At 33.0% G+C, this 17,152-nt stretch carries 18 protein-coding genes; 9 read left to right on the top strand and 9 right to left on the bottom strand.

Going from position 1 to position 17,152, the window contains the following annotated elements; translation table 11 throughout:
• Positions 1 to 80: 80 nt before the first annotated feature.
• The gene (locus AAEO59_RS13310; protein ID WP_341701243.1) at positions 81 to 638 is read right to left on the bottom strand and encodes a thioredoxin family protein; all 558 of its coding nucleotides are present in this window, start codon (positions 636 to 638) and stop codon (positions 81 to 83) included.
• Positions 639 to 730: 92 nt separating this feature from the next.
• On the opposite strand from AAEO59_RS13310, the gene AAEO59_RS13305 reads away from it, so the two are divergent.
• Complete coding sequence (locus AAEO59_RS13305; RefSeq protein WP_341701242.1) at positions 731 to 1,072, top strand: tRNA-binding protein; 342 nt, start codon at positions 731 to 733, stop codon at positions 1,070 to 1,072.
• Between the two features lie 11 nt (positions 1,073 to 1,083).
• Here the strand turns inward: AAEO59_RS13305 and AAEO59_RS13300 are convergent, their stop codons facing one another.
• The 4 genes from AAEO59_RS13300 to AAEO59_RS13285 form a co-directional block, all read right to left on the bottom strand.
• A complete protein-coding gene (locus AAEO59_RS13300) occupies positions 1,084 to 1,884 on the bottom strand; it encodes a sulfurtransferase (RefSeq protein ID WP_341701241.1) in 801 nt (266 codons plus the stop codon).
• 116 nt (positions 1,885 to 2,000) lie between these two features.
• On the bottom strand, positions 2,001 to 2,906 hold the full coding sequence (locus AAEO59_RS13295; RefSeq protein WP_341701240.1) for a mechanosensitive ion channel family protein: 906 nt from the start codon (positions 2,904 to 2,906) through the stop codon (positions 2,001 to 2,003).
• Between the two features lie 88 nt (positions 2,907 to 2,994).
• On the bottom strand, positions 2,995 to 3,378 hold the full coding sequence (locus AAEO59_RS13290; protein ID WP_341701239.1) for a PUR family DNA/RNA-binding protein: 384 nt from the start codon (positions 3,376 to 3,378) through the stop codon (positions 2,995 to 2,997).
• 73 nt (positions 3,379 to 3,451) lie between these two features.
• Positions 3,452 to 5,212: an ABC transporter ATP-binding protein gene (locus AAEO59_RS13285; RefSeq protein WP_341701238.1), complete on the bottom strand. Its 1,761-nt coding sequence runs from the start codon at positions 5,210 to 5,212 to the stop codon at positions 3,452 to 3,454.
• Between the two features lie 204 nt (positions 5,213 to 5,416).
• Between AAEO59_RS13285 and AAEO59_RS13280 the strand changes: the two genes are divergently transcribed.
• From AAEO59_RS13280 to yajC, 3 genes are all read left to right on the top strand, one after another.
• On the top strand, positions 5,417 to 6,529 hold the full coding sequence (locus AAEO59_RS13280; protein ID WP_341701237.1) for a Glu/Leu/Phe/Val family dehydrogenase: 1,113 nt from the start codon (positions 5,417 to 5,419) through the stop codon (positions 6,527 to 6,529).
• 207 nt (positions 6,530 to 6,736) lie between these two features.
• Positions 6,737 to 7,648 (top strand): transcription antitermination factor NusB, encoded by a 912-nt coding sequence (gene nusB / locus AAEO59_RS13275; RefSeq protein WP_341701236.1) that lies wholly within the window; start codon positions 6,737 to 6,739, stop codon positions 7,646 to 7,648.
• A gap of 26 nt (positions 7,649 to 7,674) precedes the next feature.
• Entirely contained in the window at positions 7,675 to 7,947 is a 273-nt protein-coding gene (gene yajC, locus AAEO59_RS13270) for a preprotein translocase subunit YajC (RefSeq protein WP_341701235.1), read from the top strand.
• Between the two features lie 67 nt (positions 7,948 to 8,014).
• Here the strand turns inward: yajC and AAEO59_RS13265 are convergent, their stop codons facing one another.
• The 4 genes from AAEO59_RS13265 to AAEO59_RS13250 all read right to left on the bottom strand — a co-directional run bounded on the left by AAEO59_RS13265 (position 8,015) and on the right by AAEO59_RS13250 (position 11,041).
• The gene (locus AAEO59_RS13265) at positions 8,015 to 8,458 is read right to left on the bottom strand and encodes a hypothetical protein (protein WP_341701234.1); all 444 of its coding nucleotides are present in this window, start codon (positions 8,456 to 8,458) and stop codon (positions 8,015 to 8,017) included.
• Positions 8,459 to 8,633: 175 nt separating this feature from the next.
• The gene (gene pepT / locus AAEO59_RS13260) at positions 8,634 to 9,917 is read right to left on the bottom strand and encodes a peptidase T (protein WP_341701233.1); all 1,284 of its coding nucleotides are present in this window, start codon (positions 9,915 to 9,917) and stop codon (positions 8,634 to 8,636) included.
• A 63-nt stretch (positions 9,918 to 9,980) separates the two neighbouring features.
• Entirely contained in the window at positions 9,981 to 10,394 is a 414-nt protein-coding gene (locus AAEO59_RS13255; protein ID WP_341701232.1) for a DUF1003 domain-containing protein, read from the bottom strand.
• 116 nt (positions 10,395 to 10,510) lie between these two features.
• On the bottom strand, positions 10,511 to 11,041 hold the full coding sequence (locus tag AAEO59_RS13250) for a hypothetical protein (RefSeq protein ID WP_341701231.1): 531 nt from the start codon (positions 11,039 to 11,041) through the stop codon (positions 10,511 to 10,513).
• Positions 11,042 to 11,348: 307 nt separating this feature from the next.
• Here AAEO59_RS13250 and AAEO59_RS13245 point away from each other — a divergent pair, with 307 nt between their 5' ends.
• The 5 genes from AAEO59_RS13245 to guaB all read left to right on the top strand — a co-directional run bounded on the left by AAEO59_RS13245 (position 11,349) and on the right by guaB (position 16,970).
• On the top strand, positions 11,349 to 12,368 hold the full coding sequence (locus tag AAEO59_RS13245; RefSeq protein WP_341701230.1) for a quinone-dependent dihydroorotate dehydrogenase: 1,020 nt from the start codon (positions 11,349 to 11,351) through the stop codon (positions 12,366 to 12,368).
• 107 nt (positions 12,369 to 12,475) lie between these two features.
• On the top strand, positions 12,476 to 13,339 hold the full coding sequence (locus tag AAEO59_RS13240) for a hydroxymethylglutaryl-CoA lyase (protein WP_341701229.1): 864 nt from the start codon (positions 12,476 to 12,478) through the stop codon (positions 13,337 to 13,339).
• A gap of 62 nt (positions 13,340 to 13,401) precedes the next feature.
• Complete coding sequence (locus tag AAEO59_RS13235) at positions 13,402 to 13,953, top strand: hypothetical protein (protein ID WP_341701228.1); 552 nt, start codon at positions 13,402 to 13,404, stop codon at positions 13,951 to 13,953.
• A complete protein-coding gene (locus AAEO59_RS13230; protein ID WP_341701227.1) occupies positions 13,953 to 15,359 on the top strand; it encodes a DUF5723 family protein in 1,407 nt (468 codons plus the stop codon). The genes AAEO59_RS13235 and AAEO59_RS13230 overlap by 1 nt, the downstream gene beginning before the upstream one ends.
• 138 nt (positions 15,360 to 15,497) lie before the next feature.
• Positions 15,498 to 16,970 (top strand): IMP dehydrogenase, encoded by a 1,473-nt coding sequence (gene guaB / locus AAEO59_RS13225; protein WP_341701226.1) that lies wholly within the window; start codon positions 15,498 to 15,500, stop codon positions 16,968 to 16,970.
• Positions 16,971 to 17,152 lie beyond the last annotated feature (182 nt).

The following is a 17,152-nucleotide window of genomic DNA, read 5'->3' as shown; positions in this document are numbered from 1 at the left end:
CTTCTGCCTTCTGCCTTCTGCCTTCTGCCTTCTGCCTTCTGCCTTCTGCCTTCTGCCTTCTGCCTTCTGCCTTCTGAATACTATTGTTTCCACTTAATATTGCAGCCAATACTAGGTTTTTGATTGGGATTAATACTTCGGTTGTATAGTATTCCGTCGATAGCACCTCGCAAGTCACTTCCGCTTAATGGAATTCCGTTTCCGGGACGGCTGTCATCCATTTGACCGCGATAAACCAATTTGTTTTGGTTGTCAAACAAATAAAAATCAGGTGTACAAGCGGCATCATAGGCTTTGGCTACTTCCTGATTTTCATCATATAAATAGGGAAATTCAAATCTATTTTCAAATCCGTATTTCGTCATTAATTCTGGGGCATCCTGCGGGTAGTTTACGATGTCATTACTGGATATGGCAATGATGCCAATTCCTTGAACGCGGTAGTCATTGGCAATACGAACGACTTCTTCAATAACATGATGTACAAAAGGACAATGATTGCAGATAAAAAATACTAAAGTTCCCTTTTCGCCTTTTAAGTCGGCATATGAAAAGCTGTTGTTTGATTGTGTATCTTTTAAATAAAATTCAGGAGCGATAGTTCCTAAGTCAATCATATTTGAAGGGGTTCTTGCCATTTTTCTAAAAATATTTTAGGGTTAAAGTTACTAAAAATGAAAACTATTTGAGTGTTAAAAGCTAATTTTGAAAACTAATGAATTGTAATTTTATGGAAACTAATTTAACCTGGGCTGAATTTGAAAAGGTAGCGATGTATATTGGTACAATTATTAAAGTGGATGACTTTCCTGAAGCCAGAAAACCTGCTTTTCAATTGACAATTGATTTTGGAGAATTGATCGGAATTAGAAAAACATCTGCTCAAATCACAAAGCGTTACACTAAAGAAAAGTTATTGAATCGTCAAATAGTTGCAGTTGTAAATTTTCCCAAAAAACAAATAGGAAAGTTTATGAGTGAATGTTTGGTTTTAGGAGCAGTTGGGCAAGAAGGAGATGTTATCCTATTAGCACCTGATCTTAAAATTGAAAACGGTTTGCGAATAGGATAACAGTTTTTCTCTTATTTCTCTATTGGTAAATTATGATCTTGTCCCCATTCGGTCCAGGAACCGTCATAAACTGCTTTTGGCGTATTTCCGATCAATTCGTAAGCAATCAAATCAATACAGGCTGTAATCCCTGAGCCACAGGAGAAATAAAGTGGTTTGTCCTGATGAGGTAAAATTTGTAACAGTTCTTCTTTTGATAAAAAGTGTCCGTCTTTTAAAACTTTTGAAAAAGGAAGATTGACTGCATTAGGTATGTGACCACTTCGAAGACCTTCACGTGGTTCTTCTGTTTCGGCATGAAAACGATCAGATGAACGTGCGTCAATAACAATAGCATCTTTAGAGGTAATGTTATTTAATATTTGGAATTTAGTTTTAAATTTTTCAGGATTAAATGATGCTTCAAAATCTCCTTCTTTAAATGATTTCGGAGCCACTTTTTCGGTTTCAAATCCTTCCTTTTCCCAAGCTGGAAATCCTCCGTCTAGAACCCAGACATTTTCATGCCCCATACTTTTAAATAAATACCAAACTCTTGGGCTTGAATAAACTCCTTTGGTATCATAAACAACAATTTTACTGTGTTTGCTTATTCCAAGTTTTTTTGCTTCAGTAGCAAATGCTTCCGGTTGTGGTAAAGTATTTGGTAAAGGATTAGAGGTATCACTAAATTTATTTTTAATATCAAAAGTACGAGCTCCTATGATTTGTAAATCATGAGGCGGAGCATCTAAAACAGCATCCAAAATGATAAGTTCAGGATTGTTAACGTTTTCTTGGAGCCAACTTACAGATACAATTGGAATTTTCATAAGGCATTGTTTTTTGAGATTAAATATCTACTAAGTTACGAAATGCATTAGCAAAAATTGGCAGAAATTGGATAAATAAAAAGCCTGATAAATAATTTCAGGCTTTGGATGATTTCTTATTTGGAGGAAGTGTTTTCTGCTGCTTTATGTACTACCAGTTGCGGAAATGGAATTTCAATACCTTCCTTGTCAAAAGTTATTTTGATTCTTTTTCGCAATTCGCCAGTCAAATCCCATTTTTTATCCGGTAAAGATTCACCAAGAATTTTAAGAACAATAGAGGAGTCAGCAAATTCATCGATTCGTAAAAATTGTGGTGGCTGAATGATGAATTCTTTCCATTGAGGATCGTTGGCTAAATCATTTCCAATTTTGTTGATTGTAGAAATGACATGTTCGATATCGCTGTTATAACTCACTCCTACGTTAATATTGATTCTGGAGAATTCATTCGAAAGATTAGAAACTCTTTTGACTTCGCCGTGAGGTATGTGATGAACGGTTCCGTCGATGTCTCTTAAAGTGGTTTTCCTTAAACTGATTTGTTCAACTTTACCGCTTGCTAAGTCTAAATTGACAATGTCTCCCACGCGATATTGGTTTTCAAGAATAATAAATAAACCTGAAATAATATCTCTGATAAGGTATTGCCCTCCAAATCCAAAAGCTAAACCTACAATTCCAGCTGCTGCCAAAATAGGTCCGATTTCAATACCAAATTCTTCTAAAACCATTAATGAAGAAATGCATAGAATGGCGATTTTTGAAGAGGTAGCAAAAATTTGAATAAGGGTATTTTCTCTTTTTTCTTCTGCTTCTTTAGAAGAATATTTGTCTGGTCTTACGGCTATTCGAACGGCTTTTTCTATAAAACGAATTAATATTTTATTTAAGAAAAAAGCAATGCTGATTATAAAGATAATTTTGATCCCGCTGGTTAAAAGCCAAGGGATAAGGAGTTCGCTGTATTTATTGATATGTTTATATGTGATTTCCTGCCAGTCAATTGATGTTAGATTCATAATGTGTTTTATTTGATAAATAAAAAAGTCCAAAAACCGATGATTTTTGGACTTTATTAATGTTTAACCTTTAACAATTTGATGAATATTAAATATCGTCAAAATCAATATCGGTGAAATTAGAAATACTAGAAACAGAATCTTCAGTATTTACTCTTTCTGTTACGTATTCTTTTTTAAAATCTTTTTGGTGTCTTTCTGAAATTACTTCTTCTCCTTTATGGTTTAAAACGTAAGAAGTCATTTCTTCAAGGATTTCAGTAAATGCTGTAAAGTCTTCTTTATACAAATAAATTTTGTGTTTTTTGAAATGGAATGAACCATCTTCTTCGGTGAATTTTTTGCTTTCTGTAATGGTAATATAGTAATCATCCGCCTTAGTAGCTCTCACATCGAAGAAATATGTTCTTCTCCCTGCACGTAAAACTTTAGAAAAGATTTCCTCTTTTTCTAACATGTCATTTTCTCTCATAATCCGTTCTGTACAATAATATGGTTGTTAATTGAAAACCAAAAATGATAAAAATATATGTATAAAGCAAGATTTATAGTAATTCTTTTTCAGAAAGTTGTTTTAAATAAAGCGATGCATAATAGCCTTCTTGATTTATTAACTGGTTATGAGAGCCTTGTTGAATAATTTTTCCATTTTCGAGAATGATAATTTTATCAGCATTTTTTGCAGAGGATACTCTATGGCTAACAATTATGGTTGTTTTTTCTTGGCTAATGGCGTTTAAGTTATTTAAAATCGCTTCTTCGGTTTCAGTGTCAACTGCTGATAAACAGTCGTCAAAAAGTAAAATAGGAGGGTTTTTTATGATGGCTCTGGCTATGGAAACGCGCTGTTTTTGACCACCGGAAAGTGTGATGCCTCTTTCTCCTAAAATGGTGTCATATTGTTTGTTGAAGCCTAAAATGTTGTCATGAACTACTGCATTTTTTGCAGCTGTGATGACTTCTTCAATGCTGGCATCTTCTTTCCCGAATTTAATATTGTTTTTTATTGTGTCAGAAAATAAAAAGGCATCTTGGGGTACAATTCCAATACTGTCTCTCAGGTCAAATAAGTTAAGTGTACTTATTTCTTGTTGGTCAATTTTAATTGAACCTTCGTTAACATCATACATTCTGGAAATTAAAGAAAGGATGGTGGATTTTCCAGAACCTGTTTTTCCTAAAATAGCCAGTGTTTCGCCTTGATGAATCGTGAAGGAAATGTTTTCAAGAGCAGTAATATTGGTGTCTTCATAGGTGAAACTTACATTTTCGAAAGTGATTGTTCCTTCAATTTTTGATTTTTCAGGGTTGTTGTTTTTAATTTCCGGTTCAATTTTTAAAAACTCATTGATTCTTTTTTGAGAAGCTTCTGCTTCCTGAACCATCGAAGAAACCCAACCCAAAGAAGCAACAGGCCAGGTAAGCATGTTGATGTATAAAATAAATTCGGCTATGGTTCCAATGCTTTTTAAAGTGCCATTGATGTACATTAATCCTCCTACGTAAACAACTACTAAGTTGCTGATTCCAATTAAAGCCAACATTAAAGGGCCAAATAACGATTGTACTTTGGCTAAATCCATGCTTTTACTTTTGCTTTCGAGAGCAAGCGCCTGCATGTTATCCTGATGTTGATTTTCTAGCGAATAGGCTTTGATAACACGTACACCCGAAAATATTTCCTGTGTAAAACTGGAAACTTTGGATAAATATTGTTGGAATGTAGTACTGCGTTTATTGATTTCAGTGCTTAATTTGAAAATGGCATACGACAGAAGTGGTAGTGGTAATAACGTGTACAAAGTCAATAAAGGAGATACTTTGTACATGTATAATATGACAATGGCAAAGCGAATAAAGGTGTTGATGGTATACATCACTGCCGGCCCTACATACATTCTTACTTTTGATACATCTTCACTAATACGATTCATCAAATCTCCGGTGCGATTTTTTTTGTAGAAACTTTGAGATAAATTTTCATATTGTTGGAAGACCTCATTTTTTAAGTCAAATTCAATACGACGGGACATTACAATTAATGTTTGTCGCATTAAAAAAGTTAAAAATCCTGCGATAATTGACGTAGCGATGATTAATAAAATGTTTGAAATTAGTTCTTGCTGCAGAACTGTTTTTGAAATTTCTTCATTTTTTGAAAAAGTTTCAATCGCCAAAAATGATTTACTAATCAGTTTTGGGGTGAACAACATAAAGATTTGTGCGATTATGGTGAATAAAATACCGAGTAAAAAGTGGTACTTGTATTTAATGAAATATTTGTTTAAATAGAGTAATTCTTTCATTTTTTTAAGGTATTCTGTATCGAAATGATATTATTTTATATTAATTTTTGTTGTTTTTTGATTTCGGTATTCTTAATTTTTTTGGTTTATTTTAAAAATTATTAAAAATACAAGTGTAAAAAATAGGATATTTGTTTTTTATGTTTAGTTTTGACTAGTCTTTTTGATGAATTCGTAAAATATTATTTAAAAATTATTAATGCTATGGATGCTACTTTCGTAAACGAAAAGGAATTAAAAAAAATGGATCCTGTTTTTGGACAATTATCATTTAATGATCATGAGCAAATTGTATTCTGTAACGACAAAGATACAGGTTTGAAGGCAATTATTGGTATTCATAATTCGGTTATGGGACCTGCTTTGGGTGGAACTCGTATGTTTAACTACAACAGTGAGTGGGATGCTCTAAATGATGTTTTACGTCTTTCTCGTGGAATGACTTATAAGTCGGCTATTACAGGCTTAAATATTGGTGGAGGAAAAGCTGTAATTATTGGAGATGCTAAAACTCAAAAAACGCCTGAATTGATGAAGAAATTTGGTGAGTTCGTACATTCATTAAGCGGAAGATATATCACAGCTGAAGATGTAGGAATGGAAACCAGTGATATGGATTTAGTTAGAGATGTTACTCCTTATGTAACCGGTATTTCTGAGTCAAGAGGAGGATCAGGAAATCCGTCTCCAGTAACTGCTTATGGTGTTTACATGGGGATGAAGGCAGCGGCTAAAAGTCAGTTTGGTTCTGATAGTCTTGCTGGAAAGAAAATTTTGGTTCAAGGGATTGGTCATGTAGGTGAAGCTTTAGTAGATTATTTAGCTAAAGAAGATGCATTAGTAACTATTGCTGATATCAATAAACAAAAATTAGAAGAAGTGAGTGCTAAATACAGTGCTCAAATATATACAGGAGCTGATTTGTTTGATGCCGATATTGATATTTACGCACCTTGTGCAATGGGAGCAACCATCAATGATGATACGGTATACAGAATCAACGCTAAAGTAATTGCCGGAGCTGCTAATAATCAATTAGCAGATGAGAATGTTCACGGTGCAATTTTACAAGAGCGCGGAATTACTTATGCGCCTGACTTTTTGATTAATGCCGGCGGTATTATTAATGTTTATGCAGAATTAGTTCATTATGATAAAGCTGAAATTATTCGTAGAACCGAAAATATCTATAATACTACTTTAGAAATTATCGATTATGCTACTAAGAAAGGGATAACGACACATCAGGCAGCTTTAGAAACAGCTCAAAACCGAATTAATTTAAGAAAACTTGAAAACAGTAGATTAAAAAGTTAATTATAGTTCATCCGAAATTCATTTGTTTATTTGGCCGTGATTTTTATTTATTTAAAAGTCACGGCTTTTTTTAATGAGAAATGGAATATAAAGGTTTTTATCTGAAATATTAATTTTATTTTGAAAAAGGAAATCCTTATTTTTGCAACCTAATTTTTTAAAAGTTCTTATAAGGTGGTAAATAGACGACACATCCGCGTTAAAGTTATGCAAACCATTTATGCGATGCATCAAAACGGCTCTGATAACTTAGAAAAGGAGGAGAAATTCCTTTTTTATAGTATCGATAATATTCAGGATTTATACCTTACAATGATTTCTTCTTTATTGGAAATATGTAAAAAAGAAACACAATTTTTACATTTATCCAGCCAGAAACATTTAGCAACAGCTGCTGAACGTAATCCTAATGAGAAATTCATTAAGAACAGCATTTTCGAAATTCTTGCCGAAAACAATTCTTTAAGTATCGCTTTAGAAACAAGAAAAATTAATGCATGGCATTTGCATGAAGATTATATCTCGTTATTATTAGCTGCTATTAAAGAAAGTTCGTATTATCAAAAATACATGAGCACTCCGGCACGTTCATTTGAAGAAGACCGTCAGTTAATCGTAGATTTGTTTACCGAAGTGATTGTTCCAAATGAGAAGCTATATGAGTTCTTAGAAGACGATAAGTTGACTTGGATTGATGATATTCCAATGGTGAATACTCAAATCATCAAACAATTGAAAGCAATGAAGCCTATTGAAAATGATAATTTCAAAGTGCCAAAATTGTACAAGGATATCGATGATAAGGATTTTGTTAAGGATTTATTCCGTAAAACAGTTTTAAACGAAAAAGAATTAGCAAAAGAATTTGAGGATAAAACGCCTAACTGGGATAGCGACAGGATTGCTGAGGTGGATACTATTATTTTGAAAATGGCTATTTGCGAATTTTTGAAATTTCCATCCATTCCGGTGAAAGTAACTTTGAATGAATATTTAGAATTAGCCAAAGAATATTCTACTCCTAAAAGTAGTATTTTTATCAACGGAATTTTAGATAATTTAGCTAAAGAATTAGAAACAAGTAAAAAAATGATTAAAGCCGGTCGCGGTTTAATGTAATACTAAATAAAAAAAGAATTAAAATTATGGCTCAATTAAATCAGTTTTTGCCTTTTATCTTAATGTTTGTAGTGATTTATTTCTTTATGATTAGACCACAACAAAAAAGAGCAAAACAAGAAAAAGAATTTGAAAACAGTTTGAAAGTAGGTGATAAAATCATTACTAAAAGTGGGCTTCACGGTAAAGTTGTAGAACTTGCTGAAACTACTGTAGTGATTGAAACAATGGCAGGAAAATTAAAGATGGAGCGTTCAGCTATTTCTATGGAAATGAGTGCTTCATTGGCTAAGAAATAAGACTTTTTTAGTCAATTTAAACAACAAAAAAGTCCCTGTTATAGGGACTTTTTTGTTGTTATAATGATTATTTTTTCTTCTTTTTTGATTTCGCTTTTTTGGCCTTAGCCTTTGCTTTTTTCTCCTTGAGCTTTGCTTTGAGTTTAGCTTTTTTAGCTTTCTCTTTTTTAGCCTTTTTGGCTTTTGCTTTTTTCTTTTTGGCCTTTTCTTTGGCAGCAGCTTTTTTAGCTTTCTTTTTGTCTTTTTTCTTGGTCTTCTTTTTTTTATCTTTTTTAGACTTCGAAATTTCTTCAGCAGTTTGGTTTTCTGCTTCTGTTTCTGTTTCTGCTTCTGCTTCGTTTTGAGGGGCCGGAGTTTCTTCAAATACAATTTCAGCAGGGATTTCAGGAACATCTTCTTTGGAGGTTTCAAGAATTTCCGGGACTATTGGAGTTTTAGTTCTCCTTCTGCTTACTGTTTTTGGTTTTTCGGTTTCGGAATTTTTTTGGGTTTCTTCTTGATTTTCACTCATAATATTTAAAGATTTGGAAGTTTGTAAAAAATTAAAATCAACTTAGTAATACGTGTTTTTGTATTTAAATTTACATAAAATTAGAGTTAATTTTACAAGACTTATTAAAAATCCAATGTTAAGTTTTTGATCAAGAATTTAAGACATAAAAAAAGCTCCCGAAGGAGCTTTAGAATTACTTTTTCTTTTTCGATTTTGACTTAGATTTGTCCAAACCATAATTAGGCAAAGCGGTCAATTCGGCAATTTTTACAATTACCTCCACCGCTTTTTGCATACTTTCTACAGGAACATATTCATATTTTCCGTGAAAATTATGACCACCGGCAAAAATATTAGGACAAGGTAATCCCATATAGGACAATTGTGATCCATCTGTTCCGCCGCGAATAGGTTTGATAATCGGTTTTATATGTAGTTCTTTCATTGCTTTTTCGGCAATATCAACAATATGTTTTACCGGAAGTACTTTTTCCTTCATATTGTAATATTGATCTTTTATTTCCACTGAAACTATATCTTCTCCAAATTGCTTTGCAAATTTCTTATTGATTTTACGCGCTATTTTTTGAATTTTTTCTTTCCTTTTTTCAAATTTCTTTTGGTTGTGGTCTCTAATGATTAATTCCAAAACACTTTCTTCAATTCCTCCTGTAAGATGGTGAATGTGGTAAAAACCTTCATAACCTTTAGTTTTTTCCGGAACTTCATCAGCAGGTAATTCATTGATGAAATCATTGACAATTAACATGGAGTTAATCATTTTTCCTTTGGCATAACCTGGGTGAACACTCTTTCCTTTGAAAGTGATTTTAGCTCCTGCAGCATTAAAATTTTCGTATTCTAATTCGCCTATTTGACTTCCGTCCATAGTATAAGCCCATTGTGCACCAAATTTTTCTACATCAAAAAAGTGAGCGCCACGACCAATTTCTTCATCAGGAGTAAAACCCACTCTGATTTTTCCGTGTTTGATTTCAGGATGATTAATTAGGTGTTCCATTGCTGTAACAATCTCGGTAATTCCTGCTTTGTCATCAGCACCTAAAAGGGTTGTTCCGTCAGTTGTAATCAAGGTTTGTCCTTTGTATTGCAACAAATCTTTAAAGTAACTTGGCGATAAAACAATATTTTGTTCTGCATTTAAAATAATGTCTTTTCCGTTGTAATTGTTTATGATTTGGGGTTTTACATTGGCGCCCGTAAAATCAGGAGTTGTATCAAAATGGGAAACAAATCCAATAGTAGGAACTTCTTCTTCTATATTCGAAGGTAAGGTTGCCATGATATAAGCTTTATCATCAATGGTAACATCTTGCATTCCAATTGCTTTTAACTCTTCCACTAATTGATTAGCTAAAACCCATTGTTTTTCGGTACTAGGAGTTGTTTTTGAATTTGGATCAGATTCTGTATCAACAGTAACATAGCTGATAAATCTATCAATGATATTTTGCATAAAAGCTTGTTTTTTTATTAAGCGACAAAGATAGTATTAATTTTTGGTGTTGAGAAGCGTGTTTTATTGCATATTTTCTAATAGCTTTATTATTTTGTCTAATTTTTCCACATCAATGGAGTTTAGTTTTTGGGCAAGTGCTTCAATTTCAATTTTGGCTTCTTTATTTGTAATATAATCTTCTTGTGCCTGAATACGGTCTCTTTCGTTTTGACGGTTTTGCGACATCATGATGATGGGCGCTGCATAAGCCGCCTGAGTAGAAAATAAAAGATTAAGCAATATAAAAGGGTAGGCGTCCCAGTGTTTAACATAGCCAACGAGATTTAACCCCATCCAAATTACCACAAAAACAGTTTGGAGAATTATAAATCGCCAGGATCCCATTCCTTTAGCTACTAAATCAGCAATTCGACTACCAAAAGCGAGGCTGTCATAATGTTGTTGATGCCAGTTTTTATTGATATTAAGATTCATAGTTTTTTTATTTAAAAGTACTGAGAGTTTAGGTAAAAAAAAACTGCAAATTCAAGAATTAGTCTTTTCATATCTAGAATGACCTTTTGTTGAATTTGCAGTTTTTTAAAACTTGTTTAACTTCTTAGTTTGCTTAGCTTATCCTCTTCCTTGACAAGATCGGCTTTGAGGTTGTTTATTTTAATTTGTTGTTTACTGATTCGAATATTTTCTTTTTCAATATCAGTCGAACTCAATTTACCTTTTGATTTTTTTGTTTCCAGTTTTTCTTTATTTCTTGTTAAGTCTTTTTCTTCGTTGGAAATTTTGGTTTTTAATTTACTTACTGATTTTTCGCTAGAGAGAATTCGGTTTTGTGTTTTTTCAAAATCTTTTTGTTCCTGTTCTAGTTTTTTAGCTTCTTTTAATGCTTTTTTTTCTCGATTCATTTTAGCTTTTAGCATTTTTTCTTCTTTCCGTAATGCTTCTTTGTCTAAAGTGGTTGTGGCAGTTTCCGGAACAACTTTTATAATTGTGTCTTTAACTGTTGTAACAGTTGTGATAGTGGTTTCCTTTACAGATTTTATAGAGTCATTGGTTGTTTCTTGTGCTATGAAAACCTGAAAACTTGCCAACATTAAGCCGGTAAAAATAAATTGTAGCCTCATGGTAATTTGTTTTAAGTTAATAAATAAAATCGAAGTTTGATTATCGATTTTTTTCTAAATACAATTTAAGAAAAATCATCATTAAAAGTGTTGTTTTTAACATCATGAAAAATTTAAAAAATCTGTTTTTAGTTTTAAGTTGTTGGTTTTAATTGGTTTGTGTTTTGTTTTTTGTGATTAGTTTAACTAATGTTTATTTGTGATTTTGCTTTTTTTAGGAAGTAAATGGAATCATATGGATATTTTTTTTTTAATTCTTCTATAATCCATTAGATAATTCTATTTTTGCAGCACAAATTTTAAACCTATGTATAAGCAGCTTATCCGACCGTTATTTTTTTGTTTTGATCCTGAAAAAATACATCATTTTACGTTTTCGTTAGTTCGAATTACTTCTAAAATCCCTGGTTTTTCAGCCATTTATAAATCACTTTATTTAGTAAATGATAAACGATTAGAAACGGAAGTTTTTGGTTTAAAATTTAAAAATCCTGTAGGACTTGCAGCAGGTTTTGATAAGGATGCCAAGTTGTATAAAGAGTTGTCTAATTTTGGTTTTGGTTTTATTGAAATTGGAACTTTAACACCAAAAGGTCAGGACGGTAATCCTAAAAAACGTTTGTTCCGTTTAAAAGAAGATTCGGCAATTATAAACCGTATGGGGTTTAATAATGGCGGTGTAATGGAAGCGGTTGAAAGATTGAAATCAAATCCGGGTGTTTTAATTGGTGGAAATATTGGTAAGAATAAAGTAACGCCAAATGAAGAAGCGACTTCGGATTACGAAATTTGTTTTGATGCTTTGTATGATTATGTAGATTATTTTGTGGTAAATGTGAGTTCGCCTAATACGCCTAATCTTCGTGAATTACAGGACAAAGAACCGTTGACACAATTATTGCAAACCTTGCAAAATAAAAATTTGGCTAAGCCAAAACAAAAACCAATTTTGCTTAAAATTGCTCCGGATTTGACAGATGACCAATTATTAGACATTATTGATATTGTAAAAGAAACTCAAATAGCCGGAGTTATTGCCACTAATACGACAATTTCCCGCGAAGGTTTACAATCAGAGAATAAAACTGAAATGGGCGGATTGTCGGGGAAACCATTAACGAAACGTTCTACTGAGGTGATTCGTTTTCTTTCTCAAAAAAGCAAAAAAGCTTTCCCAATTATTGGAGTGGGAGGGATTCATACTGCTGATGATGCTATTGAAAAATTAGAAGCAGGGGCGAGTTTAGTACAGTTGTATACCGGTTTTATTTATGAAGGACCGGCATTGGTAAAAGCTATTAATAAAAAGATTTTAGGAAAGTTGTAAACCAATTTTGATAGTATATAATGAAAAGCGTAATTCTTGACAGAGTTACGCTTTTTTAGTTTGTTCAACATTTTGCTACTTTACAAGTTTTAGTATCTTTGAAAACTATGGAGCCAATAAAAATTATAGAATGTCCCCGAGATGCCATGCAAGGCATTAAAAGTTTTATTCCTACGGAAAAAAAGGTGACGTACATTCAATCTTTATTGCGTGTAGGTTTTGATACCATTGATTTTGGAAGTTTTGTTTCGCCAAAAGCGGTACCTCAAATGCAGGATACGGCAGCTGTATTAGAACGCTTGGATTTGTCAAAAACGACAAGTAAACTATTGGCCATAATTGCTAATACTCAGGGTGCTTCAATGGCAGCCCAATTTGAACCCATTCACTATTTAGGTTTTCCTTTTTCGATTTCTGAGAATTTCCAAATGCGTAATACGCATAAAACCATTGCTGAATCAATAATTAGTTTAAATGAAATTTTAGAAATTGCGGATAAAAATAACAAAGAAGTGGTTGCTTATTTGTCGATGGGATTTGGAAATCCATACGGTGATCCCTGGAATGTTGAAATCGTGAGTGAATGGACGGAGAAATTAGCTGTTATGGGAGTTAAAATTCTTTCACTTTCTGATACAATTGGGAGTTCAACTCCTGAGGTTATTCGGTATTTATTTTCAAATTTGATTCCAAAATATCCTCAAATTGAGTTTGGAGCGCATTTGCATACTACTTATGATAAATGGTATGAAAAAATTGAAGCGGCACATCAGGCTGGTTGTCGAAGATATGATGGAGCTATTCAGGGTTTTGGTGGTTGTCCGATGGCAAAAGACGAGTTAACAGGAAATATGCCTACTGAAAAATTATTATCTTATTTTACGGCTAATAAAGAAAAATTGAATTTAAATCCGTTAAGTTTTGAAAGCGCTTACAATGAGGCGTCCAAAGTATTCAAGACTTTTTATTAGAAAATACATTAATACTAATATTTTTGAATCATGTTTATTAGTTGGAAGATTAATCTGTAGCAATGAAGAAATATTATTTATACAAAATTGTTTGTTTGTTACTGCTTGTAACAGGGAATTTTTCCTGTACCAGTGACTTGAATTTTGACCAGGTAAATGATTTAAAACTGACACCTGTATATGAAGCTAATTTTAGCTACTTCGATATTCCTGCAACCGCATTTGTTACAAGTACAGGTTCTGAGATAAAATGGGATTCAGATGTAGAAGAGTTTGATGTTTTCAGAGATAAATATTTAAACAGTTATTTGCAGAAAGTTGACTTTTATTTTGAAATAAATAATACAATTAACCGCGCTTTTAAATTTAATATTGTCTTACTGGATGCTAATAGTAATACTTTGACTTCAATGAATTTTGATATACCTGCCTATTCCGGTTCGTCAAATGTTGTCAAAAAAACGGAAGTTTTTGAAAATTCGAGATTGGAATTACTTAAAAGAGCCAGAAAGATGCGTTTTTTTATAGAGTTACAATCAGGTCCGGCTTTAAATTCTAATAGCATTGGTGATCTAGTTTTGCGTTCAAGTGCCACAGTTTATTTAGAAATATAATGAGAAAAGGTTTTTTATTCTTGTTGCTAATGGTAGTGGCAAACTGTTTTTCTCAGAATAAGCAGGTTTTGTATAATTTAACTTCGGTTCCACAGTCAATGATGTTGAATCCCGGAGCCGATTTTAAGTATCGGTTTTATGTGGGAGTTCCATTTTTATCTGGCTTTTCTGTCAAAGTGGGTTCAAGTGGTTTTTCTGCTTATGATTTATTTGCTAATAATGGCGTTGATTTTAATGAGAAATTACGAAAAGTAGTTTATTCGTCTACGCGAAATGATCATGCCGCCATAAATGAACAAATCGAATTGTTTAATGCAGGTGTGAAATTAGGAGATTGGCTTGAAAACAAAGGCTATTTGTCTTTTGGGATGTATCAGGAATTTGATTTCTGGAGTTATATGCCTAAGGATTTGGCTATTTTAGCTTTGGATGGAAATCAAAATTATATAGGAAAATCATTTGATTTATCTGATTTAAGTGTGAAAGCTGAGGTGCTTTCGGTATTGCATGTAGGTTATCATAAAAATGTATCTGACAATTTGATTGTAGGTGCCAGAGGGAAAATTTATTTCAGTGGGTTTAATGCTACTTCTACTAATAATTCCGGTTACATATTAACAAGACCTTCTAATACAACCATGTATGAGCAAATTGTAAGTTCTAATTTGACTTTAAATACCTCAGGAATTTCAAAATACATTGCCGATGATTATAATGGAGATGCCGCTGCTGATATTCAGAAACAGCTTTTATTTGGAGGTGATATGGGATTGGGATTTGATTTAGGTTTTACTTATTATCCTAAAAAAAATACGCAGATTACAGCCAGTATTCTCGATGTTGGATTTGTAAGGCATAATAAGGATGTGGAAAATTACACCTATAAAGGCTATTATAAATACGAAGGAATTAACCCGGGATTTTCTGGCAATGATGATCCTGATGGTGTTTATAGTGATTTTAATGAGGCAGTAAAAAGGGATACTTTGTACAATAACTATACTACTTGGCGTCCTGTAAAACTTAATGCTTCTTATCAATATTCTTATGGAGTGAATAGAGACGAAGATTGTGTTTGCGAGGCAGGAGAAAAACCATTCAAGAATGCAGTTGGTGCGCAACTTTTTATAATGAGTACGCCAAGGCTTCCTATTACAGCTTTAACCGGATTTTATCAGAGAAATATATCAAATAAGTTACAATTAAAGGCTACCTATACTTTGGATTCCTATTCGTATACTAATGTTGGTTTGGGATTATCAGCCAGATTAGGTGCTTTTAATATGTATTTTATGGGAGATAATTTATTAGGATATCGTGATCTTTCTAAAGTTAGAAGCCTTTCGTTACAATTTGGATTCAATTTTATTTTTAAAGATAGAAATGAGCCGCCAAATAAATACTAAGAAAAGTTGTAAACTCTTTTTAGTATAAATAATGTTGATGTTTGGTGCTTTATTACATCAAAAATTAAATTGAAATTCAAATTTAATAAATCAAAATAATTTGCTATATTTGCACGCAATTCAACTAGAAATTGCAACATGATAGCACACAATTCAAAGATCATTGGTGAAGGTTTAACTTACGATGATGTATTATTAGTTCCTAATTACTCACAAGTGCTTCCTCGCGAAGTGAGTATCAAAACAAAATTCTCAAGAAATATTACACTTAACGTTCCTATTGTATCTGCTGCTATGGATACAGTTACCGAAAGTTCTATGGCTATTGCTATGGCACAAGAAGGAGGAATTGGTGTTTTACATAAAAATATGACTATTGAGCAGCAGGCTGCTAAAGTGCGAAAAGTAAAACGTGCTGAGTCAGGTATGATTATCGATCCGGTAACTTTGCCTCTTACTGCTACAGTTGCTGATGCTAAAATGGCTATGAAAGAATACGGTATTGGAGGTATTCCTGTAGTTGATGAAAATCAAACATTAAAAGGAATTGTGACCAACCGTGATTTACGTTTTGAAAAAAACAGTTCTCGCCCTATTGTTGAGGTAATGACTAGCGAAAATCTGGTGACTGTTGCTGAAGGAACTTCATTGCAAGAAGCAGAAGTTGTTTTGCAAGGTCATAAAATCGAAAAACTTCCTGTAATTGACAAAGACAATAAATTAGTAGGTTTAATTACATTTAGAGATATTACTAAATTGAATCAAAAACCTAATGCTAATAAAGATAAATACGGTCGTTTGCGTGTAGCTGCTGCTTTAGGAGTTACTGCAGATGCTGTAGAAAGAGCAACTGCACTTGTTAACGCTGGTGTTGATGCTGTAATTATTGATACTGCTCACGGACATACTAAAGGTGTGGTTGATGTTTTAAAAGCGGTTAAAGCACAATTTCCTGATTTAGATGTAGTGGTTGGAAATATTGCTACACCAGAAGCGGCTCAATATTTAGTTGACAATGGTGCTGACGGAGTTAAAGTTGGAATCGGACCAGGTTCTATCTGTACTACACGTGTAGTTGCAGGTGTTGGTTTTCCTCAATTTTCGGCGGTTTTAGAAGTGGCTGCTGCTATCAAAGGATCAGGTGTTCCTGTAATTGCTGATGGTGGAATTCGTTACACAGGAGATATTCCTAAAGCTATTGCTGCAGGAGCTGATTGTGTAATGTTAGGTTCATTATTAGCAGGTACTAAAGAATCTCCGGGAGAAACTATCATTTTTGAAGGAAGAAAATTCAAATCCTATAGAGGAATGGGGTCTGTTGAAGCAATGCAAACAGGTTCTAAAGATCGTTATTTCCAGGATGTTGAAGACGATGTAAAGAAATTGGTTCCGGAAGGAATTGTAGGTCGTGTGCCTTATAAAGGAGAATTGAACGAAAGTATGTTGCAATTTATAGGAGGTTTACGTGCCGGAATGGGATATTGCGGAGCTCAGGATATCGCTACTTTGCAAGCTACTGGACGTTTTGTACGTTTGACTTCAAGCGGAATTTCTGAAAGTCATCCTCATAATGTAACTATTACTAAAGAAGCTCCAAATTATTCAAGATAATTTTAGCTTTCATCATAAACGAAAAAAGACTGTTCATTTGACAGTCTTTTTTGTTTTTCTAGGCATATTCATAATACCTCAATCTATTGTTTTTCATAAAAATAGGTATTATATTAGAAGAAACAAACCCCGAAATTGCTCAAAAGGAGTCAAAAACGGGGTTTTCTTTTATAGTGTGATGC

Source organism: Flavobacterium flavipallidum (assembly GCF_038289905.1).
Taxonomy (GTDB): domain Bacteria; phylum Bacteroidota; class Bacteroidia; order Flavobacteriales; family Flavobacteriaceae; genus Flavobacterium; species Flavobacterium flavipallidum.
The sequence above is the reverse complement of the archived record's forward strand: the minus strand, read 5'-3'. Positions and strand labels throughout refer to the sequence as shown.

Bases quoted from the DNA above. Each gene is read 5' to 3' on its own strand.
- AAEO59_RS13310 (WP_341701243.1), bottom strand. From the start codon at position 638: ATGGCAAGAACCCCTTCAAATATGATTGACTTAGGAACTATCGCTCCT.
- AAEO59_RS13305 (WP_341701242.1), top strand. From the start codon at position 731: ATGGAAACTAATTTAACCTGGGCTGAATTTGAAAAGGTAGCGATGTAT.
- AAEO59_RS13300 (WP_341701241.1), bottom strand. From the start codon at position 1,884: ATGAAAATTCCAATTGTATCTGTAAGTTGGCTCCAAGAAAACGTTAAC.
- AAEO59_RS13295 (WP_341701240.1), bottom strand. From the start codon at position 2,906: ATGAATCTAACATCAATTGACTGGCAGGAAATCACATATAAACATATC.
- AAEO59_RS13290 (WP_341701239.1), bottom strand. From the start codon at position 3,378: ATGAGAGAAAATGACATGTTAGAAAAAGAGGAAATCTTTTCTAAAGTT.
- AAEO59_RS13285 (WP_341701238.1), bottom strand. From the start codon at position 5,212: ATGAAAGAATTACTCTATTTAAACAAATATTTCATTAAATACAAGTAC.
- AAEO59_RS13280 (WP_341701237.1), top strand. From the start codon at position 5,417: ATGGATGCTACTTTCGTAAACGAAAAGGAATTAAAAAAAATGGATCCT.
- nusB (WP_341701236.1), top strand. From the start codon at position 6,737: ATGCAAACCATTTATGCGATGCATCAAAACGGCTCTGATAACTTAGAA.
- yajC (WP_341701235.1), top strand. From the start codon at position 7,675: ATGGCTCAATTAAATCAGTTTTTGCCTTTTATCTTAATGTTTGTAGTG.
- AAEO59_RS13265 (WP_341701234.1), bottom strand. From the start codon at position 8,458: ATGAGTGAAAATCAAGAAGAAACCCAAAAAAATTCCGAAACCGAAAAA.
- pepT (WP_341701233.1), bottom strand. From the start codon at position 9,917: ATGCAAAATATCATTGATAGATTTATCAGCTATGTTACTGTTGATACA.
- AAEO59_RS13255 (WP_341701232.1), bottom strand. From the start codon at position 10,394: ATGAATCTTAATATCAATAAAAACTGGCATCAACAACATTATGACAGC.
- AAEO59_RS13250 (WP_341701231.1), bottom strand. From the start codon at position 11,041: ATGAGGCTACAATTTATTTTTACCGGCTTAATGTTGGCAAGTTTTCAG.
- AAEO59_RS13245 (WP_341701230.1), top strand. From the start codon at position 11,349: ATGTATAAGCAGCTTATCCGACCGTTATTTTTTTGTTTTGATCCTGAA.
- AAEO59_RS13240 (WP_341701229.1), top strand. From the start codon at position 12,476: ATGGAGCCAATAAAAATTATAGAATGTCCCCGAGATGCCATGCAAGGC.
- AAEO59_RS13235 (WP_341701228.1), top strand. From the start codon at position 13,402: ATGAAGAAATATTATTTATACAAAATTGTTTGTTTGTTACTGCTTGTA.
- AAEO59_RS13230 (WP_341701227.1), top strand. From the start codon at position 13,953: ATGAGAAAAGGTTTTTTATTCTTGTTGCTAATGGTAGTGGCAAACTGT.
- guaB (WP_341701226.1), top strand. From the start codon at position 15,498: ATGATAGCACACAATTCAAAGATCATTGGTGAAGGTTTAACTTACGAT.